Source organism: Bradyrhizobium sp. USDA 4341, from assembly GCF_054063755.1.
Window position 1 is genome coordinate 3,293,943 of sequence record NZ_JBSSGO010000002.1, and the last position, 16,536, is coordinate 3,310,478.

Annotated in this window: 17 protein-coding genes; 12 read left to right on the forward strand and 5 right to left on the reverse strand. The window is 66.1% G+C overall.

Annotated elements, in window-relative coordinates:
* Window positions 1-5 precede the first annotated feature (5 nt).
* Entirely contained in the window at window positions 6-182 is a 177-nt protein-coding gene (locus tag ACVIGB_RS21635) for a DUF1127 domain-containing protein (RefSeq protein ID WP_456721117.1), read from the reverse strand.
* Between the two features lie 4 nt (window positions 183-186).
* The gene (locus tag ACVIGB_RS21640) at window positions 187-630 is read right to left on the reverse strand and encodes a nuclear transport factor 2 family protein (RefSeq protein ID WP_092124565.1); all 444 of its coding nucleotides are present in this window, start codon (window positions 628-630) and stop codon (window positions 187-189) included.
* Window positions 631-781: 151 nt separating this feature from the next.
* On the opposite strand from ACVIGB_RS21640, the gene ACVIGB_RS21645 reads away from it, so the two are divergent.
* A complete protein-coding gene (locus tag ACVIGB_RS21645; RefSeq protein WP_092124564.1) occupies window positions 782-1,696 on the forward strand; it encodes a LysR family transcriptional regulator in 915 nt (304 codons plus the stop codon).
* A 163-nt stretch (window positions 1,697-1,859) separates the two neighbouring features.
* Here ACVIGB_RS21645 and ACVIGB_RS21650 read toward each other — a convergent pair whose 3' ends face one another.
* Window positions 1,860-2,480: a glutathione S-transferase family protein gene (locus tag ACVIGB_RS21650; RefSeq protein ID WP_456725107.1), complete on the reverse strand. Its 621-nt coding sequence runs from the start codon at window positions 2,478-2,480 to the stop codon at window positions 1,860-1,862.
* A gap of 172 nt (window positions 2,481-2,652) precedes the next feature.
* On the opposite strand from ACVIGB_RS21650, the gene ACVIGB_RS21655 reads away from it, so the two are divergent.
* On the forward strand, window positions 2,653-3,921 hold the full coding sequence (locus ACVIGB_RS21655) for a flavin-dependent oxidoreductase (RefSeq protein WP_456721116.1): 1,269 nt from the start codon (window positions 2,653-2,655) through the stop codon (window positions 3,919-3,921).
* Window positions 3,922-4,083: 162 nt separating this feature from the next.
* Here ACVIGB_RS21655 and ACVIGB_RS21660 read toward each other — a convergent pair whose 3' ends face one another.
* Both ACVIGB_RS21660 and mutY read right to left on the reverse strand, forming a co-directional pair.
* Window positions 4,084-4,503, reverse strand: a complete 420-nt coding sequence (locus ACVIGB_RS21660; protein ID WP_092124561.1) for a PaaI family thioesterase — start codon at window positions 4,501-4,503, stop codon at window positions 4,084-4,086.
* Between the two features lie 68 nt (window positions 4,504-4,571).
* A complete protein-coding gene (gene mutY / locus ACVIGB_RS21665) occupies window positions 4,572-5,678 on the reverse strand; it encodes an A/G-specific adenine glycosylase (protein ID WP_456725106.1) in 1,107 nt (368 codons plus the stop codon).
* A gap of 78 nt (window positions 5,679-5,756) precedes the next feature.
* On the opposite strand from mutY, the gene ACVIGB_RS21670 reads away from it, so the two are divergent.
* The 10 genes from ACVIGB_RS21670 (at window position 5,757) to ACVIGB_RS21715 (ending at window position 16,420) form a co-directional block, all read left to right on the forward strand.
* The gene (locus ACVIGB_RS21670) at window positions 5,757-6,041 is read left to right on the forward strand and encodes a type II toxin-antitoxin system RelE/ParE family toxin (RefSeq protein WP_456721115.1); all 285 of its coding nucleotides are present in this window, start codon (window positions 5,757-5,759) and stop codon (window positions 6,039-6,041) included.
* Window positions 6,013-6,333, forward strand: coding sequence for a HigA family addiction module antitoxin (locus ACVIGB_RS21675; protein WP_229164846.1), 321 nt, complete (start codon window positions 6,013-6,015; stop codon window positions 6,331-6,333). Before ACVIGB_RS21670 ends, ACVIGB_RS21675 begins: the two co-directional genes overlap by 29 nt.
* 32 nt (window positions 6,334-6,365) lie before the next feature.
* Complete coding sequence (locus tag ACVIGB_RS21680) at window positions 6,366-6,845, forward strand: DUF721 domain-containing protein (RefSeq protein ID WP_456721114.1); 480 nt, start codon at window positions 6,366-6,368, stop codon at window positions 6,843-6,845.
* A 122-nt stretch (window positions 6,846-6,967) separates the two neighbouring features.
* Window positions 6,968-7,624 (forward strand): DsbA family protein, encoded by a 657-nt coding sequence (locus ACVIGB_RS21685; protein ID WP_050403998.1) that lies wholly within the window; start codon window positions 6,968-6,970, stop codon window positions 7,622-7,624.
* Between the two features lie 346 nt (window positions 7,625-7,970).
* Window positions 7,971-11,435 (forward strand): chromosome segregation protein SMC, encoded by a 3,465-nt coding sequence (gene smc / locus ACVIGB_RS21690; protein ID WP_456721113.1) that lies wholly within the window; start codon window positions 7,971-7,973, stop codon window positions 11,433-11,435.
* Window positions 11,436-11,557: 122 nt separating this feature from the next.
* On the forward strand, window positions 11,558-12,523 hold the full coding sequence (locus tag ACVIGB_RS21695; RefSeq protein WP_456721112.1) for a small ribosomal subunit Rsm22 family protein: 966 nt from the start codon (window positions 11,558-11,560) through the stop codon (window positions 12,521-12,523).
* A gap of 250 nt (window positions 12,524-12,773) precedes the next feature.
* Window positions 12,774-13,334 (forward strand): LemA family protein, encoded by a 561-nt coding sequence (locus ACVIGB_RS21700; protein ID WP_092124555.1) that lies wholly within the window; start codon window positions 12,774-12,776, stop codon window positions 13,332-13,334.
* 146 nt (window positions 13,335-13,480) lie between these two features.
* Window positions 13,481-14,737, forward strand: a complete 1,257-nt coding sequence (locus ACVIGB_RS21705; protein ID WP_456721111.1) for a M48 family metallopeptidase — start codon at window positions 13,481-13,483, stop codon at window positions 14,735-14,737.
* A 163-nt stretch (window positions 14,738-14,900) separates the two neighbouring features.
* Window positions 14,901-15,644: a P-loop NTPase family protein gene (locus ACVIGB_RS21710; protein ID WP_166214394.1), complete on the forward strand. Its 744-nt coding sequence runs from the start codon at window positions 14,901-14,903 to the stop codon at window positions 15,642-15,644.
* A gap of 107 nt (window positions 15,645-15,751) precedes the next feature.
* Entirely contained in the window at window positions 15,752-16,420 is a 669-nt protein-coding gene (locus ACVIGB_RS21715) for a P-loop NTPase family protein (RefSeq protein WP_092124552.1), read from the forward strand.
* The last annotated feature ends 116 nt before the right edge of the window (window positions 16,421-16,536 follow it).

Here is a 16,536-nt window from a genome sequence, read left to right on the forward strand (position 1 = left end):
CGATCTCACGGCGGCCAGTACGGCCTGCCCTTGTCATACCGGCCGTGGTCGACGACGTCGGCGCGGCAGATCCCCATATCCTGCAGCTCGCGTTCACTCATGGCTGCAAGCTGCCGCCATGCGCGCCGGTTCTCACGCCACTGCCTGATCCAGGCGGGCGCCGCCGCGAGCCCGGCAACCAAGCACCTAACCCGCCGCGCGAACCGCGGCCGCCGGAAACGGACCGAGCGCCTTCTCGGTCAGCACTGAGTCGCAATATTCCCGGATTTCCTTGATCCGGCCGCCGTCGAAGCGAAACACCAGGCAATAATCGTTGTCGTAGCGCTGGCCTTCCTTGGTGAGGTTGTTGCCCTTGGCCTCGACCGCGACGATGTCGCCGTCGGCGATGAATCGATGGGCGATGGTGCGGCCGCGCTCCACCAGCCTGGAGCGGACGTGGCCGTGCAGGTCGTTCATGATCGATTGCTTGCCGGTAAAGGTGCGCGACCAGGAATATTGCCCGGTCACGGTCCAGATCGCGTCGTCGGCGAGATTGGCCACCAGCAGCGATTTCTCGCGCACCGCGGGATCGGGATCGCCTGCGATCGCGAATATTTCCTGCACCAGTTTCTTGTTGTCGGCTGCGCTCATGGCGTGTCTCCTTGTGATGGGTTGGCTCTGATTTCAGGCATTTCCTCACGCGAAGCGCTATTCGCTTCGCGTGAGAACGCCTTGCCTCCCGATCATGCGGCCCTGACGCACATTCTTCCAATCGATAGGTGGTATGATATATATTCACCTGATGAATTTGAATTCGCTTGACCTCAACCTGCTGGTCGCACTCGATGCCCTGCTGCGCGATGCCAATGTCAGCCGCGCCGCGATGCGGCTCAATCTGTCGCAGCCCGCGACCAGCCACGCATTGCAGCGGCTGCGCGACCTGATCGGCGATCCGCTGCTGGTGCGCAACGGCGCGCGGATGGAGCTGACGCCGCGGGCGCAGGCGCTGCGTTCACCGCTCGCGCAGGCGCTCGACCAGGTACGCACGCTATTCGTCTCCGATGATTTCGACCCCGCGCGCAGCGAGCGGCATTTCCGCCTGATGATGCCCGACCTCGCGGTCGAGCTGCTGATGCCGCGGCTGATGGAGAAGGTGACGCAGCTGGCGCCGAACGTCACCATCGACGTGGTGCCGTGGCGGAGCTCCCCGATCTTCACGCCCGACTTCGCCCGCACCATCGATCTCGTGATCTCGATCGGCAACTCCTTCAAGGGATTTCACCGCCAGCGGCTCTACACCGACATCGATGCGCTCGCTGTGCGGCGCGGTCACCCCGCCGGCATCAAATTGAAGAAGCGCGAGGCGTTCCTCGCCGCGCGGCATGTCGCCGTGATCATCCGCGGCCACAACGAGGATCTGATCGACACCTGGCTGCGCGCCAAGGGCATCCAGCGGCGGATCGCGCTGGTGGTGCCGGGCTATATCGAGGCGCTGCACGTCACCGCGCGGACCGACCTCGTCGCCTTCGTGCCGCGCCGGCTGATCTCCGCGCTGTCGAAGCAATTATCGCTGGTGACGGTGACGCCACCGCTCGATCCCGGAATCGACGAGCAGCACATGTTCTATCCGACCCGGGCGCAGATGGATCCCGGTTCGATCTGGCTGCGCCGGCTGATGCTGGAGACCGGACGAGAGCTCGAGACGCGGAAGGTGTGACGGCACGCTCCACATGTCGTCCCGGCGAAGGCCGGGACCCATAACCACAGGGTTGCGTTGTGAGAGCGCGCTGCGGCCCCAGCGTCGCGCAACAACGATCATTCGCGGTTATGGGTCCCGGGTCGCGCTGCGCTTGCCCGGGACGACACCGAATTTCTCGCGCTTACACCCTCTGCTCGGCCAACACCTTCTGCACCGCCGGCCGCTGCTCCATCGCGGCACGATGCGCCTTCACCTTGGGCAGGGTCGCAATGTCGACCCCGTCGCCATCGAGCCAGAGGGTGAGCGTGTAGAGATAGGCGTCGCCGACCGTGTAGCTGTCGCCCATCACCCACGGGCCCTTCAGCATGTCGCGCTCGATCAGGTTGAAGCAGGCGCCCATGGTCTTCGGGACCATCGACTTCATGTCGGCGAACGACGTCTCCTGGGTCGCCCAGCGCGCGCCGCGCATCTTGTGGGCGTGGCAGACATGCACCGTCGAGCAGAGGTAGGAATTGAAGGCCTGCAGCCTGGCGAATGCGAAGGCGTCGTCGAGCGGCGCGAGCTTCGCCTGCGGATAGGTCTGCGCGATGTAGGCCAGCATCGCCGGCGTCTCGGTGAGCACGCCGTGGTCGGTCACCAGCGCCGGAACGCGGCCCTTCGGATTGATCTTCAGATACTCCGGGCTGTTCTGCTGGTTGATCTTGAAATCGAGCCGCTCGACCGAATAGGGCGCGCCGGCCTCGGCCAGTGCGATGTGGGACGCGAGCGCGCAGGTGCCGGGGGCGGTATAGAGCTTGAGCATGTCGTTGTCCTCTGCGGGCCTTGTCGGTTCGGTGCGAACCCGGCCTGGCTTGTTTTGAGATGCGGCGGACGTTAGCGGCAGCACCCCTTGCCGTCCACCCCGCGCGGTGCCGCGGACCTTGCCCGCGGCGGTGCCGCCATGCGATGACCATGGCCAATCGAGAGGGCTTTTCATGACTGTGCTCATTGCAGGTGGCGGAATTGGCGGGCTGACGCTGGCGCTCAGCCTGCACCAGATCGGCGTGCCCTGCCGCGTCTTCGAGAGCGTGCCCGAATTGCGGCCACTCGGCGTCGGCATCAACGTGCTGCCGCATGCGGTGCGCGAATTGATCGAGCTCGGCCTGCACGATGTGCTCGACGCATCGGCCGTGCGGACCCGCGAGCTCGCCTATTTCTCCAAGCACGGCAAGCCGATCTGGAGCGAGCCGCGCGGGCTCGAGGCCGGCTATAAGTGGCCGCAGTTCTCGATCCATCGCGGCCGGTTGCAGCAGCTGCTGCTCGATGCCGCGACCGAACGGCTGGGGCCAGAGAACATCCTGACCAGCCATCATCTCACCGGCTGGACCGAGACCGCCGACGGCGTCCGCGCCGACTTCATCGACAAGGCGACCGGCAAGCCCGCCGGCAGCTACGACGGCGCGGTGCTGATCGCCGCCGACGGCATCCATTCGGCGGTGCGCGAGAAGCTCTATCCGCAGGAAGGGCCGCCGATCTGGAACGGCCGCATCCTGTGGCGCGGCATCACCCGCGGCAATGCCTTCCTGACCGGCCGCACCATGATCATGGCCGGCCACGAGATCCTGAAATTCGTCTGCTATCCGATCTCGAAGGCGGCCGGCCCCGACGGCAAGTTCGACATCAACTGGGTCGCCGAGCGCCACATGCCGCCGACCTATCAGTGGCGCCGCGAGGACTATAACCGCACGGCAAAACTCGACGAGTTCCTGCCGTGGTTCGAGAGCTGGAATTTCGACTGGCTCGACGTGCCCGGCCTGATCCGGAACTGTCCGCACGCCTACGAATATCCGCTGGTCGATCGCGACCCGATCCCGCAATGGACCTTCGGCCGCGTCACGCTGATGGGCGACGCCGCGCACCCGATGTACCCGATCGGCTCCAACGGCGCCTCGCAGGCGATCCTCGATGCGCGCACGCTGACGCGCGAGATTTTGGCGCATGGCCCGACGCAGGCGGCGCTATCGGCCTATGAGGCCGAGCGGCGCCCGGCGACGACCGATCTCGTGATGCTGAACCGCCGCAACGGCCCGGAACAGGTGATGCAACTCGTCGAGGAGCGCGCACCCGACGGCTTTGGCGTCGTCACCGAGGTGTTGTCGCAGCAGGAGCTGGAAGACATCGCCGCCAACTACAAGCGCGTCGCCGGCTTCCAGGTCGAGGGGCTGAACGCCAAGCCGCCGATCGTGCAGCGGGCGGGAGCCTAAGTGCTGCGTGCATCAAAGCGCCGCTCTATGATTCCGTCACCCTGAGGAACCGCGAAACGGCGTCTCGAAGGGTGCACGGCCCGCGCTGGTGGCCGTGCATGCTTCGAGGCTCGCTCCGCTCGCACCTCAGCATGACGGGTTTGCTATAGCGCGCGCGCCGCCCTAGCGCAGCGCCCGCGACGCTTCCACCAGGCGGATGCTGCTGCTCGCGGTGGCGAGCAAAGAGCCATCCGCGGCGGTCAGCCGGCCCTCGACGAAGGCGATGGTCTTGCCGAGTTGCGTGACGGTCGCCTCGCCGGTGATCGGTCCTGGCTTGGCAGGCGCGAGGAAGTTCACGTTCATCGTGATGGTCGTGGTGAAGAGCCTGCCCTCGGTCATGATGAACACCGCCGGGCCCATCGTGTCGTCGAGCATCGCCGACAGCATGCCGCCCTGGATGAAGCCGGCCGGATTGCAGAAATCCTGCTTGCCGTCGAACACGATCCTGATCCAGCCGTCCTGCGGACGTGCGTCAGCCACGTGCCATCCCAGCAGCTTGGCGACTGGCGGCATCGGAATGCGGTCGAGTGCGGTTGCGATCATGGCGGCCTCCGTTTTGGACGTCGTAGCCGAGACCTGCTGCCAGCATGGTGTCAGCAGGTCGCCTCCCGCTAGAGATCCAGCCCGTGCGCGATGGCCTTGCGCATCACGTTGGGAAACGCCTCGCCGTCCAGCGTCGCCACCGGCACCCAGCGCATGCCGTCCGGCGCGCGGGTCCGCGGCGGAACACTGGCCGTGTAGACCACGAGCTCGAGCGGAAAGTGCGTGAACACATGGGTGACCACGCCCATCTTGCGGTGCCAGCGCGTGACGCCCTTGAGCTCCGGCGCCTGCGCCAGTGCGGCGGCATCCGCCTGCCCGGCAAGCCACTGCGATCCCGGCACCTCGGTCATGCCGCCGAGCAGGCCCTTTTCCGGGCGCGAACGCACCAGCAGCTCGCCGCCGCGCGTCACCACAAAGGCGGCGCCGCGGCGCAACGTGCCGCTCTTCTTCGGTGCCTTGTGCGGAAACATCTCCTGGTCGCCGCGGGCGCGGCCTGCGCAATCGTCATTCAGCGGACACAATGCGCAAGCCGGCTTCTTCGGCGTGCAGATGGTGGCGCCGAGATCCATCAGCGCCTGCGCGCTATCGCCGGCGCGAGAGTTCTCGTCGCCGGCGCGGGACGGGGCGAGCAATGTCGCCGCCATCTCCTTGATCAGCGGCTTGGCAAGTGGCAGCGCCGCCTCGATGGCGTAGAGCCGGGTGACCACGCGCTCGATGTTGCCGTCGACCGGCATGGTGCGGCGGTCGAACGCGATCGCGGCGATCGCCGCCGCGGTATAGGGCCCGATTCCGGGCAGCGCGCGCAGCCCCTCCTCGGTATCCGGAAACACTCCGCCATGGTCATTCAGCACCGCAACCGCGCAGGCATGCAGGTTGCGCGCCCGCGAATAATAGCCGAGCCCGGCCCACATCCTGAGGACATCGTCGAGCGAGGCGCGGCCGAGCGCGGTCACGTCGGGCCAGCGCGACAGGAATTTCTCAAAATAAGGTCCGACCGCCCTGACCGTGGTCTGCTGCAGCATGATCTCGGACAGCCACACGCGGTACGGATCGGCCCGCTCCCCCGCCTCTGCACGCCACGGCAGCCGCCGGCGATGCCGGTCGTACCAGGCGAGCAGACGTGCCGGGCGGTCGGCGGCTTCTCGCAACGGTCTTTGCTTGGTCGCTCGTGACAGGGACACGTTTCTCCTCGGGGCTCAGACACCGCCGCGCTATTCATTGCAGACTGTAACGCGACGCGTTATAGTCTGCACATGATCCAGAGCTTCGCCGATCCCGAGACAGCATTGATCTGGTCGGGCCGGCGCAGCAAGAGACTGCCGCCAGATATCCAGAACGTTGCGCTCAGGAAACTTCGTCTTCTGAACCAAGCCCGTGCATTGGGTGACCTGCGCGTGCCGCCCGGCAACCGCCTGGAGGCGCTGAGAGCCGACCGGTTGGGGCAGCATTCGATCCGCATCAACGATCAATGGCGGATCTGCTTTGTATGGGATGAAGGAGGACCGGCACATGTCGAAATCGTCGACTACCACGACTAAGAGCGGGCTGCTCCGCAACCCCCACCCCGGCGAAATCCTGCTCGAGGAGTTCCTCAACCCGATGGGCCTCAGTCAGAACGGACTGGCGCGAGCCGTTCATGTGCCCCCCCGTCGCATCAACGAGATCGTGCTCGGCAAACGCGACATCACCGCCGACACCGACCTGCGCCTCGCGCGCTATTTTGGCGTTTCGGAGGGGTTCTTTCTCGGATTACAGATGGATTATGACCTGATGCAACGTCGTCGCGAGATCGACCGCGATCTCAAGGCCATCCGGCCGCGCGCGGCCTGATGGCGGCTCCGTAACATGCTATAACCCCTCCCATGCCCAGACCCGGCCCGATCAGCGCAAAGCCCCTGTCGATCCTGCTCAGCGACGTCTTCACCGACGCCTATGCCAAGCAGGGCTTTGCCGCACGCGAACTGGTGACGCGCTGGACCGAGATCGCGGGCGACCGGATCGCGGCCTATTGCGAGCCGCTGAAGATCCAGTGGCCTCGGCCGGTCGAGGGGCAACCGCAGGAGCCGGCCACGCTGGTGCTGCGGGTCGAGGGGCCGATGGCGCTGGAGATCCAGCACTCCTCCGACGTCATCCTGGAACGGGTGAACCGCTTCTTCGGCTGGCACGCGGTCGGCCGCCTGACGATCCGGCAGGCGCCGCTTTCGCGCCGCGCCCCCCCGACCCGGCCGCGCCAGCCCGACGCCAAAGCCGTGGCCCGGGAGGCGGCAAATCTTGAGGCCGTCGAGGACGATGATCTGCGCGCCGCGCTGGCCCGACTGGGTGCCTCGATCAAGCGAAATTGACGCTTTTCGCAGGCTCGGCCGCGAGATCCCGGCATTGCCACAATGGTCGTTTCAAGCTAGCGAAGGCTTCTTTTCGGGACCCCCTTCATTCTGGCCTGAATGCGCCAATCCGGGAGCTGACCTTGATCATCACGCGCCGCGCTTTCACCACCGCTCTCTCGCTGACCGGGCTTGCCGCCCTCGCCGGGCTGTCGCCGCTGCGCCTGATCACGGACGCGTTCGCGCAGACCGCCGCCGAGGTCGCCAAGCCGCAGTCGCTGCCCGACATGGGGCTCGGCCCGCAGGACGCCAAGGTGACCATCATCGAATACGCCTCGATGACCTGCCCGCACTGTGCCAATTTCAACGAGACCGTGTTCCCGAAGATCAAGTCGACCTACATCGACAGCGGCAAGGTCCGCTACGTGTTCCGCGAATTCCCGCTCGACATCAAGGCCGCCGCCGGCTCGATGCTGGCGCGCTGCATCGCCAAGGACGACGCGCCGAAATTCTTCGCGGTGATCGACCTGCTGTTCCGCCAGCAGAACGACTGGGTGGTCAAGAACACCACCGAGACGCTGACGCGGATCGGCAAGCAGGCCGGCCTCAGCCAGCAGCAGGTCGAGGACTGCCTGAAGGATCAGACGCTGCTCGACAAGATCGCCGCCGACCAGAAATACGCCAACGACGTGCTGAAGGTGAACTCGACGCCGACCTTCTTCGTCAATGGCGAGATGCTGAAGGGCGAGACCTCGTTCGAGGAGTTCAGCAAGCACATCGACCCGCTGCTGAAGAGCTGATCCCGCGCCCGCGAATCTGACGTCATCATGCCCGCGTTCGAGTCGCGGCACGATAATTGTGGATGATTTGCGATCACGGCATGCCGCCGTCGCATTATTTGGTTGTTGAAAACCTGATTCGCGCGATGCGAATCTTGGAGGACATGCAGAGGCCGCAAAACCCCTGTAAATCCCTTGCAAATCCCTTGGGAAAAGCTTGGTCAAGCGGTTGCCCTGACGCACTAGCATCGCCATTGTCGCCGCTCATGAGAGCTGCACGCAGCTATTCACCCCAGACACCGACATTGCCTTCCATGGTATTGTCACGGCAGGGAGATTCGCGCCCGGCCAAACGAGATTTGTGTACATGAAGCTCACGCGCCTCCGCCTGCACGGTTTCAAGTCGTTCGTTGAACCCACCGATTTCATGATCGAGCCGGGCCTGACCGGCGTCGTCGGACCGAACGGCTGTGGCAAATCCAATCTCGTCGAAGCGCTGCGCTGGGCGATGGGCGAGACCTCGCACAAGTCGCTGCGCGCCGCCGACATGGATGCGGTGATCTTCGCCGGTTCCGGCAACCGTCCGGCGCGCAACCACGCCGAAGTCGTGATGACGATCGACAATTCCGATCGCTCCGCACCGGCCGCGATGAACGACAGCCAGCTGCTCGAAATCTCCCGCCGCATCGAGCGCGAGGCCGGCTCGGTCTACCGCATCAACGGCCGCGACGTGCGCGCCCGCGACGTGCAGATCCTGTTCGCCGACGCCGCCACCGGCGCGCGTTCGCCGGCGCTGGTCCACCAGGGCAAGATCGGCGAGATCATCCAAGCCAAGCCCGAGCAGCGCCGCCGCGTGCTGGAAGACGCCGCCGGCGTTGCCGGCCTGCACGCCCGCCGCCACGAGGCGGAACTCCGGCTGAAGGCGGCCGAAACCAACCTCACCCGCGTCGAGGACGTGATCGGCCAGCTCAGCGGCCAGATGGAAGGTCTGAAGAAGCAGGCGCGCCAGGCGATTCGCTACCGCGAGGTCGCCGCCAAGGTGCGCAAGTCCGAGGCCATGCTGTTCCATCTGCGCTGGATCGAGGCCAATGCCGACGTCAACGACGCCGCGCACACCCATGACATCTCCGTGCGCGAGATGGCCGAGCGCACCCGCGAGCAGGCCGAATCCGCCCGCATCCAGGCGATCCGCGCCGCCGAATTGCCCGCGCTCCGTGACGCCGAGGCGCGCGCCGCCGCCGGCCTGCAGCGCCTGACCAATGCGCGCGAGATGCTGGATCGCGAGGAGCAGCGCGCCAAGGAACGCGTCGGCGAGCTCGATCGCCGCCTCACCCAGTTCGCCCAGGATATCGCGCGCGAGCAGCAGCAGACCTCCGATGCCGACATCGCGTTGCAGCGGCTCGACACCGAAGACGCCGAGCTCAAGGAAGAGATCAAGTCGCGGGTCGAGAAGCGCTCCGGCGTCGACGAGCGCGTCTCGGAGGCCGAGGAGATCCTGGCCGCGACCGAGCGCCAGTTCTCCGAGCTGACCACGCAGCTCGCCGACCTCACCGCCAAGCGCAACCAGCTCGAAGCCGGCGTGCGCACGCATCGCGACCGGCTGGCGCGGCTCGATCAGGAGATCGCCAACGTCCAGGCCGAAGAAACCAAGCTCGCGCAGGAGACCGGCAATCTCGGCGACATCGACGCGCTCGCCGCCGCCATGGAAATGGCGCAGCAGACGCTCGCCGAATCCGAGGCGGCTGTGCAGGAGAGCGAGGCGCATCACGCCGCCGCACGGCAGACGCTGGAATCCTCCCGCAATCCGCTCGCTGAAGCCGATAAGCGCGTGCAGCGGCTCGAGACCGAAGCCCGCACCATCTCCAAGCTCGTCACCAGCGAGACCAAGAATCTGTGGCCGCCGATCATCGACGGCATCACGGTCGCCAAGGGCTACGAAAAGGCGATCGGCGCCGTGCTCGGCGACGACCTCGACGCGCCGGTGGATTCCTCTGCGCCGATGCGCTGGACCAATGTCGGGGAAGCCGCGGGCGATCCTGCGCTGCCTGACGGAATCGAACGGCTGGCCGATCACGTCCAGGCGCCGCCGGAACTGGCGCGCCGTCTGGCCCAGATCGGCGTGGTGGCCAAAGAACGCGGCGCCGCGCTGGTGTCGCAGCTGAAGACCGGCCAGCGGCTGGTGTCGCTCGAAGGCGACGTCTGGCGCTGGGACGGCTTTGTCGCCGACGCGCATGCCCCGACCGGCGCGGCCCGCCGCCTCGCCGAACGCGCCCGCCTGGTCGATATCGAGCATGAGCTTGAACAGGCCCGCATCGATGCCGCCGCCAAGCGCCAGGCGCTGGAGACCGCCGAAGAAGAACTGCGCTCGGCATCCGCCGCCGAGGGTGCGTCGCGCGAAGCCGTGCGTGCCGCCCGCCGCGAGACCGACGCTGCGCGTGAGCGCCATGCCGCGACCGAACGCGAGATCAACCGCCACTCTGCGCGCAAATCGGCGCTGACCGAGGCGCACAGCCGCGTCGCCGCCGACCGCGCCGAGGCCGAAGCCGCGCATGAGAACGCAGTTGCCGCGCTGTCCGAACTGCCGCCGGGCGTCGAGACCGAAGCCCAGCTCGCCGCGGTTCGCGCCGAGATCGACAACCAGCGCCGTGCCGCGGCGCAAGTCCGCGCCGAGGCGCAGGCGCTCGCCCGCGAGGCCGAACTCGCCGACCGCCGCGTGCAGGCCATCGTTGCCGAACGCAACGAGTGGCAGAGCCGCAAGACCAGCGCCGCCTCGCAGGTCGGGACCATCGAAGAGCGCATCGCCGAGGTGTCGGCCGAGCGCGAGGAACTGGCCAATGCGCCGGAAGTGTTCGCCGAGAAGCGCAGCGCGCTGATCACGGAGATCGAGCACGCCGAGGGCGATCGAAGGATCGCGGCCGATGCGCTGGCGACCGCGGAAGCCGCGATGGCGGAAACCGATCGCCTCGCCAAGGCCTCGCTCGAAGCGCTGTCGTCCTCCCGCGAAGCCACCGCGCGCGCCGAAGAGCGCATGGAAGGCACCCGCCGCCGCCTCGCCGACATCGAACGCGAAATCCACGACATGCTCGAGGTTGAGCCGAGCGCGGTCGTCGGCATGGCCGAGATCGAGCCCGGCGCGGAGCTGCCGCCGGTCGCGCAGGTCGAGGAAGAACTTGAAAAGTTGCGCCGCGACCGCGAGCGCTTGGGCGCGGTCAATCTGCGCGCCGAGGAAGAACTCAAGGAAGTCGAGACCCAGCACACCGCGCTGACCACCGAACGCGACGACCTTGTCGAGGCGATCAAGCGGCTGCGGCAGGGCATCCAGAGCCTCAACCGCGAAGCGCGCGAGCGCCTGCTGACCTCGTTCGAGACCGTCAACAACCACTTCAAGCGGCTGTTCACCGAGCTGTTCGGCGGCGGCGAAGCCGCGCTGCACCTGATCGAGAGCGACGATCCGCTCGAGGCCGGCCTCGAGATCATCGCCAAGCCGCCCGGCAAGAAGCCGCAGACCCTGTCGCTGCTGTCAGGCGGCGAGCAGGCGCTGACAGCGCTCGCGCTGATCTTCGCGGTGTTCCTGACCAACCCGTCGCCGATCTGCGTGCTGGACGAAGTCGACGCGCCGCTCGACGACCACAACGTCGAACGGTTCTGCACCCTGCTGAACGAGATGACGGCGTCGACCGAAACCCGCTTCATCATCATCACGCACAATCCGATCACGATGGCGCGGATGAACCGGCTGTTCGGCGTCACCATGGCCGAGCGCGGCGTGTCGCAGCTGGTGTCGGTCGACCTGCAGGGTGCGGTCGATATCCTCGACCAGAACGTGGCGTAACGCACTCAGGCGTCATCCTGAGGAGCCGCGCATTCGCGCGGCGTCTCGAAGGGTGGGCCACGACTCGTGATTGTCATCCTTCGAGGCTCGCAAGCGCTCGCACCTCAGGATGACGGCGAACCATGACCTCACCCGATCTCCCCGCCGAACTGCGCGCGGCCCTCAACGCCAGGCTCGAAGGCCGCTCGCGCAGCGATGCCGCGGGCCGCGCCGCGGTGATCTCACAGACCTATCGCGAGGGCGGTGGCTCCGGGACAATCCGGACCGAGACCGATGCGCTGGCCTACGCGCTGGCGCGGATGCCGGCGACCTATGCGGCCGTGGTGGCGAGCCTCAATGCGCTGACGGAGATCCGGCCGGATTTTGCGCCAGCGAGCCTGCTCGACGTCGGCGCCGGCCCCGGGACTGCGACCTGGGCGGCGGCGGAGACGTTCACATCGCTGAAGGGCTTCACCCTGTTCGACGCCAACGGCGCGTTGCGAACGCTCGCCGAGGGGCTGTTTCACGGCAGCATTCGCCTGCACGACACCAGCTACCAACTCGGCCAAGCCCGCGCCCTGCTGGACAAGGCCGACCCGGCCGACCTCGTCGTCGCCAGCTACATGATCGGCGAGCTCGGCGAGGCCGAGCGCGCGGCACTGGCCGATGCGCTGTGGTCCAAAGCTCGCGACACGCTGCTGGTCGTCGAACCCGGCACGCCCGCGGGCTATGCGCGGATCATCGCGCTGCGCGCCCGATTGATCGCCGCCGGCGCGCATGTCACAGCCCCCTGCCCGCATGACGGCGGCTGCCCGCTGGTCGCGCCCGACTGGTGCCATTTCTCGCAGCGCCTGCAACGCTCGCGCGCGCACAAGCAGGTCAAGGGCGCCGATGCCCCATTCGAGGACGAGCGCTTCGCCTATGTCGCGCTGAGCCGCGCGCGCGTTGAGAACCGGCCATCGCGCGTGCTGGCGCAGCCGGATGTCGGCAAGGTCGAGGTTGCGGCCAAGCTCTGCACGTCCGAGGGCGTCGTCGTCGCCAAGGTGCCCCGCCGCGCCAAGGCCGATTACGCTCGCGCCCGGCGCTGGCGCTGGGGCGATGCAGTTTAGCTGCTTGCGTCGTCCCGGCGAAGGCCGGGACCCATACGCCGCGGCCCGCGGAAGGGGCACAAGCGGCGCCGGCTTTGCTTCATCATCAAGATTGGTGGTTATGGGTCCCGGCTTTCGCCGGGACGACGAATGTTGAACCAATCTTGGTTCTGTTCCGACCAATCCATGCCCACCTTTTCGCGGCGGGCTGCCCTGCGCCCCGATCTTGGGCTACGGTGCCGCCGTTTCGTCCATCAGGAGCTGCCCTGTCATGTCGACCAGCTGGATCGTTATCGGCGTCATCGTCCTACTCGTGCTGTTTGCGTTCGGCGCCTACAACCGCCTCGTCGCGCTCGGCCAGCGCGTCAGCCAGGCCTTTGCCGATATCGATGTACAGCTCAAGCAGCGCCACGATCTGATCCCGAACCTGGTCGAGACCGTGAAGGGCTATGCCGCACATGAGCGCGGCACGCTCGACGACGTCATCAAGGCGCGCAACTCGGCGATCTCTGCTCAGGGACCGGCCCAGGTCTCGGCGGCGGAGAACCAGCTCTCCGGCGCGCTCGGCCGGTTGATCGCGCTGTCCGAGGCCTACCCGGACCTCAAGGCCAACGCCAATTTCCAGCAGCTCGCCTCCGAGCTTTCCGATCTCGAGAACAAGATCGCCGCGAGCCGCCGCTTCTTCAACAACGCGGTCCAGGAATACAACACCGGCATCCAGCAGATGCCGGCCGCACTGTTCGCCGGCATGTTCGGCTTCACCCGCAAGGATTTCTTCGACCTCGGCGCCAGCCGCACGGAGGTCGAGGCGGCACCGAGCGTGAAGTTCTGATTACTTCCTTCGAGATGACGCCCCTTCGGTCATTCCGGGGCGATGCAACGCATCGAACCCGGAATCTCATCTCACTCACTCATCTCGAGATTCCGGGTTCGCGCGTGCCGCGCGCCCCGGAATGACGGTGAGAGCGGACGCGCACCATGGCCGCCTATGGTCTCTACACGCATATCGCATCGAACAAGTTTCGTTCGATGCTGTTGCTCGCCGGCCTGTTCCTGCTGATCTACGTGCTGGTCTATGCCGGCGCGCTGGTCGCGGAGGTGATGATCGATAGCGGCCGCACGGCCGATTATTATCTGACCCATGCCTCGCGCGATCTGGTCTCGGCCTTCCCATGGGCGACGATCGCGGCGGTGGCCTGGATCGTGATCGCCTATTTCTTCCACCAGAAGATGATCGACGCCGTCACCGGCGGCGAAAGCGTCACGCGCCAGCAGCAACCGCGGCTCTACAATCTCCTCGAAAACCTCTGCATCTCGCGCGGCATCCCGATGCCGAAGCTGAAGGTGATGGACAGCCCGGCGCTGAACGCGTTCGCGACCGGGCTGAACCCGCGGCAATACGCCGTCACGGTCACCACGGGCTTGTTGAGGGCACTGAACGACCAGGAGATCGAGGCCGTGCTCGGCCACGAGCTCACCCATATCAAGAACGGCGACGTGCAGCTGATGGTGGTCGCCGTGATCATCGCCGGCGTGGTCGGCTTCTTCGGCGAGCTGTTCTTCCGCCTGTTCACAAATCTGTCGTGGAGCGGCGGTGGTGGCGGCTGGTCATCCTCGTCATCCTCCCGATCGTCGTCATCCTCGGACCGCGACAGCAAGGGCTCGGGCGGCGGCGCGATCATCGTCATCATCATCGCGATCGCGCTGATCGTGCTGGCGTGGCTGCTGTCGCAAGTGGTCAAGCTTGCGCTGTCGCGGTCGCGCGAATTCCTCGCCGATGCCGGATCGGTCGAGCTGACGAAGAATCCAGATGCGATGATTTCGGCGCTGCGCAAGATCGAGAACCGCGGCGAGTTGCCGGGCGCCACCTCGGCGGTGATGGAACTCTGCGTCGACAATCCGCGCGAGGGTTTTGCCGACCTGTTTGCCACCCATCCGTCGGTGAAGTCCCGGGTCGATGCCCTGGTGAAATACGCCGGCGGCCACGATCCCGGACCGTTGGCGCTGCCGGATGAGACATCGGACGCGACGGGAACGCAGGACCAGCCGTCCGCGGCGGGCGACCAGCCTCCGCCTGTCACCCACGGCCCGTGGGGCGACACGCCGCCTGCACAACCGAACAATCCGCCGCCGCTCCCGGGCACCAGCCCCGCACAGGGACCATTGGGACCGCTGGGTCCTCTGCAAGGCCCGCTTCAAGGCCCGCTTCAAGGCCCCTGGGGCCGGCACCGCTGATCGTGCCCTAGACCACTCAGTCCATTAAGGAAATCCCCACCAAGCCGGTCATGGGCACCTTAAGGAATTGAATTCTCCCTCGTTTCTGCCATGTTCGCGCCCAAAGCAGTGTGGGGACTTGCCGATCGCCATCGCGGTCGGGAGCGCGCTTTAAGGGACTTCCATGGCAAAGCCGGTTGTGATCGTGGTGGGCGCTGACAAGGGCGGGGTCGGCAAGACCACCGTCTCGCGGACGCTCCTGGACTATTTCAGTGCCAACAACGTGCAGACCCGGGCGTTCGACACCGAGTCGCCGCGCGGCACGCTGAAGCGCTTCCACCCCGACATCACCGAGATCGTCGACATGACGACGACCGCGGACCAGATGAAGATCTTCGATACGCTGAACGCCGGTTCCTCGGTCACCGTGATCGACGTCCGCGCCGGCCTGCTCTCGCCCGCGCTGGCCTCGCTGCGCGACATCGGCTTCCTCGACGCCGCGCGCTCCGGCCAGATCACCTTCGCCGTATTCCACATCCTCGGCCCGTCGATCGCCTCGCTGGACGAGATCGCCGAGACCGCCAATTTCATGAGCGGCGCGAAGTATTTCCTGGTGAAGAACTTCATCAACGACACCCAGTTCTTCCAATGGGACCAGGCGACCTACAATTCCTACTTCCACCGCATCAAGGATGCCGTGGACCTCACCATCCCGAAGCTCAACGAAATGGCCTACGAGCAGGTCGAGGTCTCCTCGGTTCCGTTCCTGAAATTCGTCGCCAACAAGGGCATCAACGACGACGCCGCGAACTACTCCTTCGTGCTGCGCGGCTATGTCCGGCACTGGCTCGCCAATGTCTGGAGCGAGTTCGACCGGATCAAGCTGACCGACCTGGTCGGCGCCAAGTCGGCCAAGGGCGAAAAGTAGTCGCGCGCGGAGGCAGCGAAAAGTCGCGCCCGGCAGCGAAAAAAAATCGCGCCGGGGGGCGGCGATGGGGCTGGATTGGACGAAAATTTGGCCTGATATAGCGGGCGATGTCGTCCACGCCCGTTTACATCATCTGCTCGCCCCGCCCGCAGGTCGGCAAGACGCTGATCGCGCGGCTGCTCGGCGAATTCCTGCTGCTCAAGAACGGCGACGTCGTCTGCTACGACATCAATCTGAAGGAGCCGTCGCTGCTCGACTATCTGCCGCGGATCACCGAAACCGCCGACGTGATCGACACCTACGGCAAGATGCAGCTGATGGACCGCGTCATCGTCAATGACGGCATCGCCAAGGTGATCGACCTCGGCTACCACGCCTTCGACGAATTCTTCAAAATGGTCGACCAGATCGGGCTGATGAAGGAGGCGCTGCGCCGCCGCGTCTCGCCTGTGATCCTGTATGTGGCGGACACCGACCGCGCCTCGGTGCACGGCTACCAGACGCTGCAGGGCATGATCCCGCCGAACGCGCTCGTCGTGATCGACAACGAGTTCGTGGTCCGCGGCGAGCTGCCGCCGGTCATGACCGGCAGCCGGGTGCTGCGCTTCCGTGCGCTGCCGGTGTTCCTGAAGACCTATATCGACCGGCTGACCTTCTCCTTCACCGGCTATCTGCGCCAGGAGAGGGACTCATCGACCGAGCTGCATCAGTGGATCCGGAAGAACTACACCACGTTCCGCGATCTCGAGCTGAGCATGCTGCTGCTGCGGGGATGACTGCGAAGCGCGAGCCGGGACCCATAACCACAGTTGTGCGTTTGGCGAAGGCTGGGGCCACAGCATCGTTCCACAATCACTATTCGTGGTCATGGGTCCCTGCTTTCGCAGGGACG

Coding starts and splice junctions, on each gene's coding strand:
- ACVIGB_RS21675 (WP_229164846.1), top strand. CDS start 6,013: ATGTCGAAATCGTCGACTACCACGACTAAGAGCGGGCTGCTCCGCAAC.
- ACVIGB_RS21700 (WP_092124555.1), top strand. CDS start 12,774: ATGTCGACCAGCTGGATCGTTATCGGCGTCATCGTCCTACTCGTGCTG.
- smc (WP_456721113.1), top strand. CDS start 7,971: ATGAAGCTCACGCGCCTCCGCCTGCACGGTTTCAAGTCGTTCGTTGAA.
- ACVIGB_RS21705 (WP_456721111.1), top strand. CDS start 13,481: ATGGCCGCCTATGGTCTCTACACGCATATCGCATCGAACAAGTTTCGT.
- ACVIGB_RS21645 (WP_092124564.1), top strand. CDS start 782: ATGAATTTGAATTCGCTTGACCTCAACCTGCTGGTCGCACTCGATGCC.
- ACVIGB_RS21655 (WP_456721116.1), top strand. CDS start 2,653: ATGACTGTGCTCATTGCAGGTGGCGGAATTGGCGGGCTGACGCTGGCG.
- ACVIGB_RS21710 (WP_166214394.1), top strand. CDS start 14,901: ATGGCAAAGCCGGTTGTGATCGTGGTGGGCGCTGACAAGGGCGGGGTC.
- ACVIGB_RS21640 (WP_092124565.1), bottom strand. CDS start 630: ATGAGCGCAGCCGACAACAAGAAACTGGTGCAGGAAATATTCGCGATC.
- ACVIGB_RS21650 (WP_456725107.1), bottom strand. CDS start 2,480: ATGCTCAAGCTCTATACCGCCCCCGGCACCTGCGCGCTCGCGTCCCAC.
- ACVIGB_RS21715 (WP_092124552.1), top strand. CDS start 15,752: ATGTCGTCCACGCCCGTTTACATCATCTGCTCGCCCCGCCCGCAGGTC.
- ACVIGB_RS21680 (WP_456721114.1), top strand. CDS start 6,366: ATGCCCAGACCCGGCCCGATCAGCGCAAAGCCCCTGTCGATCCTGCTC.
- ACVIGB_RS21695 (WP_456721112.1), top strand. CDS start 11,558: ATGACCTCACCCGATCTCCCCGCCGAACTGCGCGCGGCCCTCAACGCC.
- ACVIGB_RS21660 (WP_092124561.1), bottom strand. CDS start 4,503: ATGATCGCAACCGCACTCGACCGCATTCCGATGCCGCCAGTCGCCAAG.
- ACVIGB_RS21670 (WP_456721115.1), top strand. CDS start 5,757: ATGATCCAGAGCTTCGCCGATCCCGAGACAGCATTGATCTGGTCGGGC.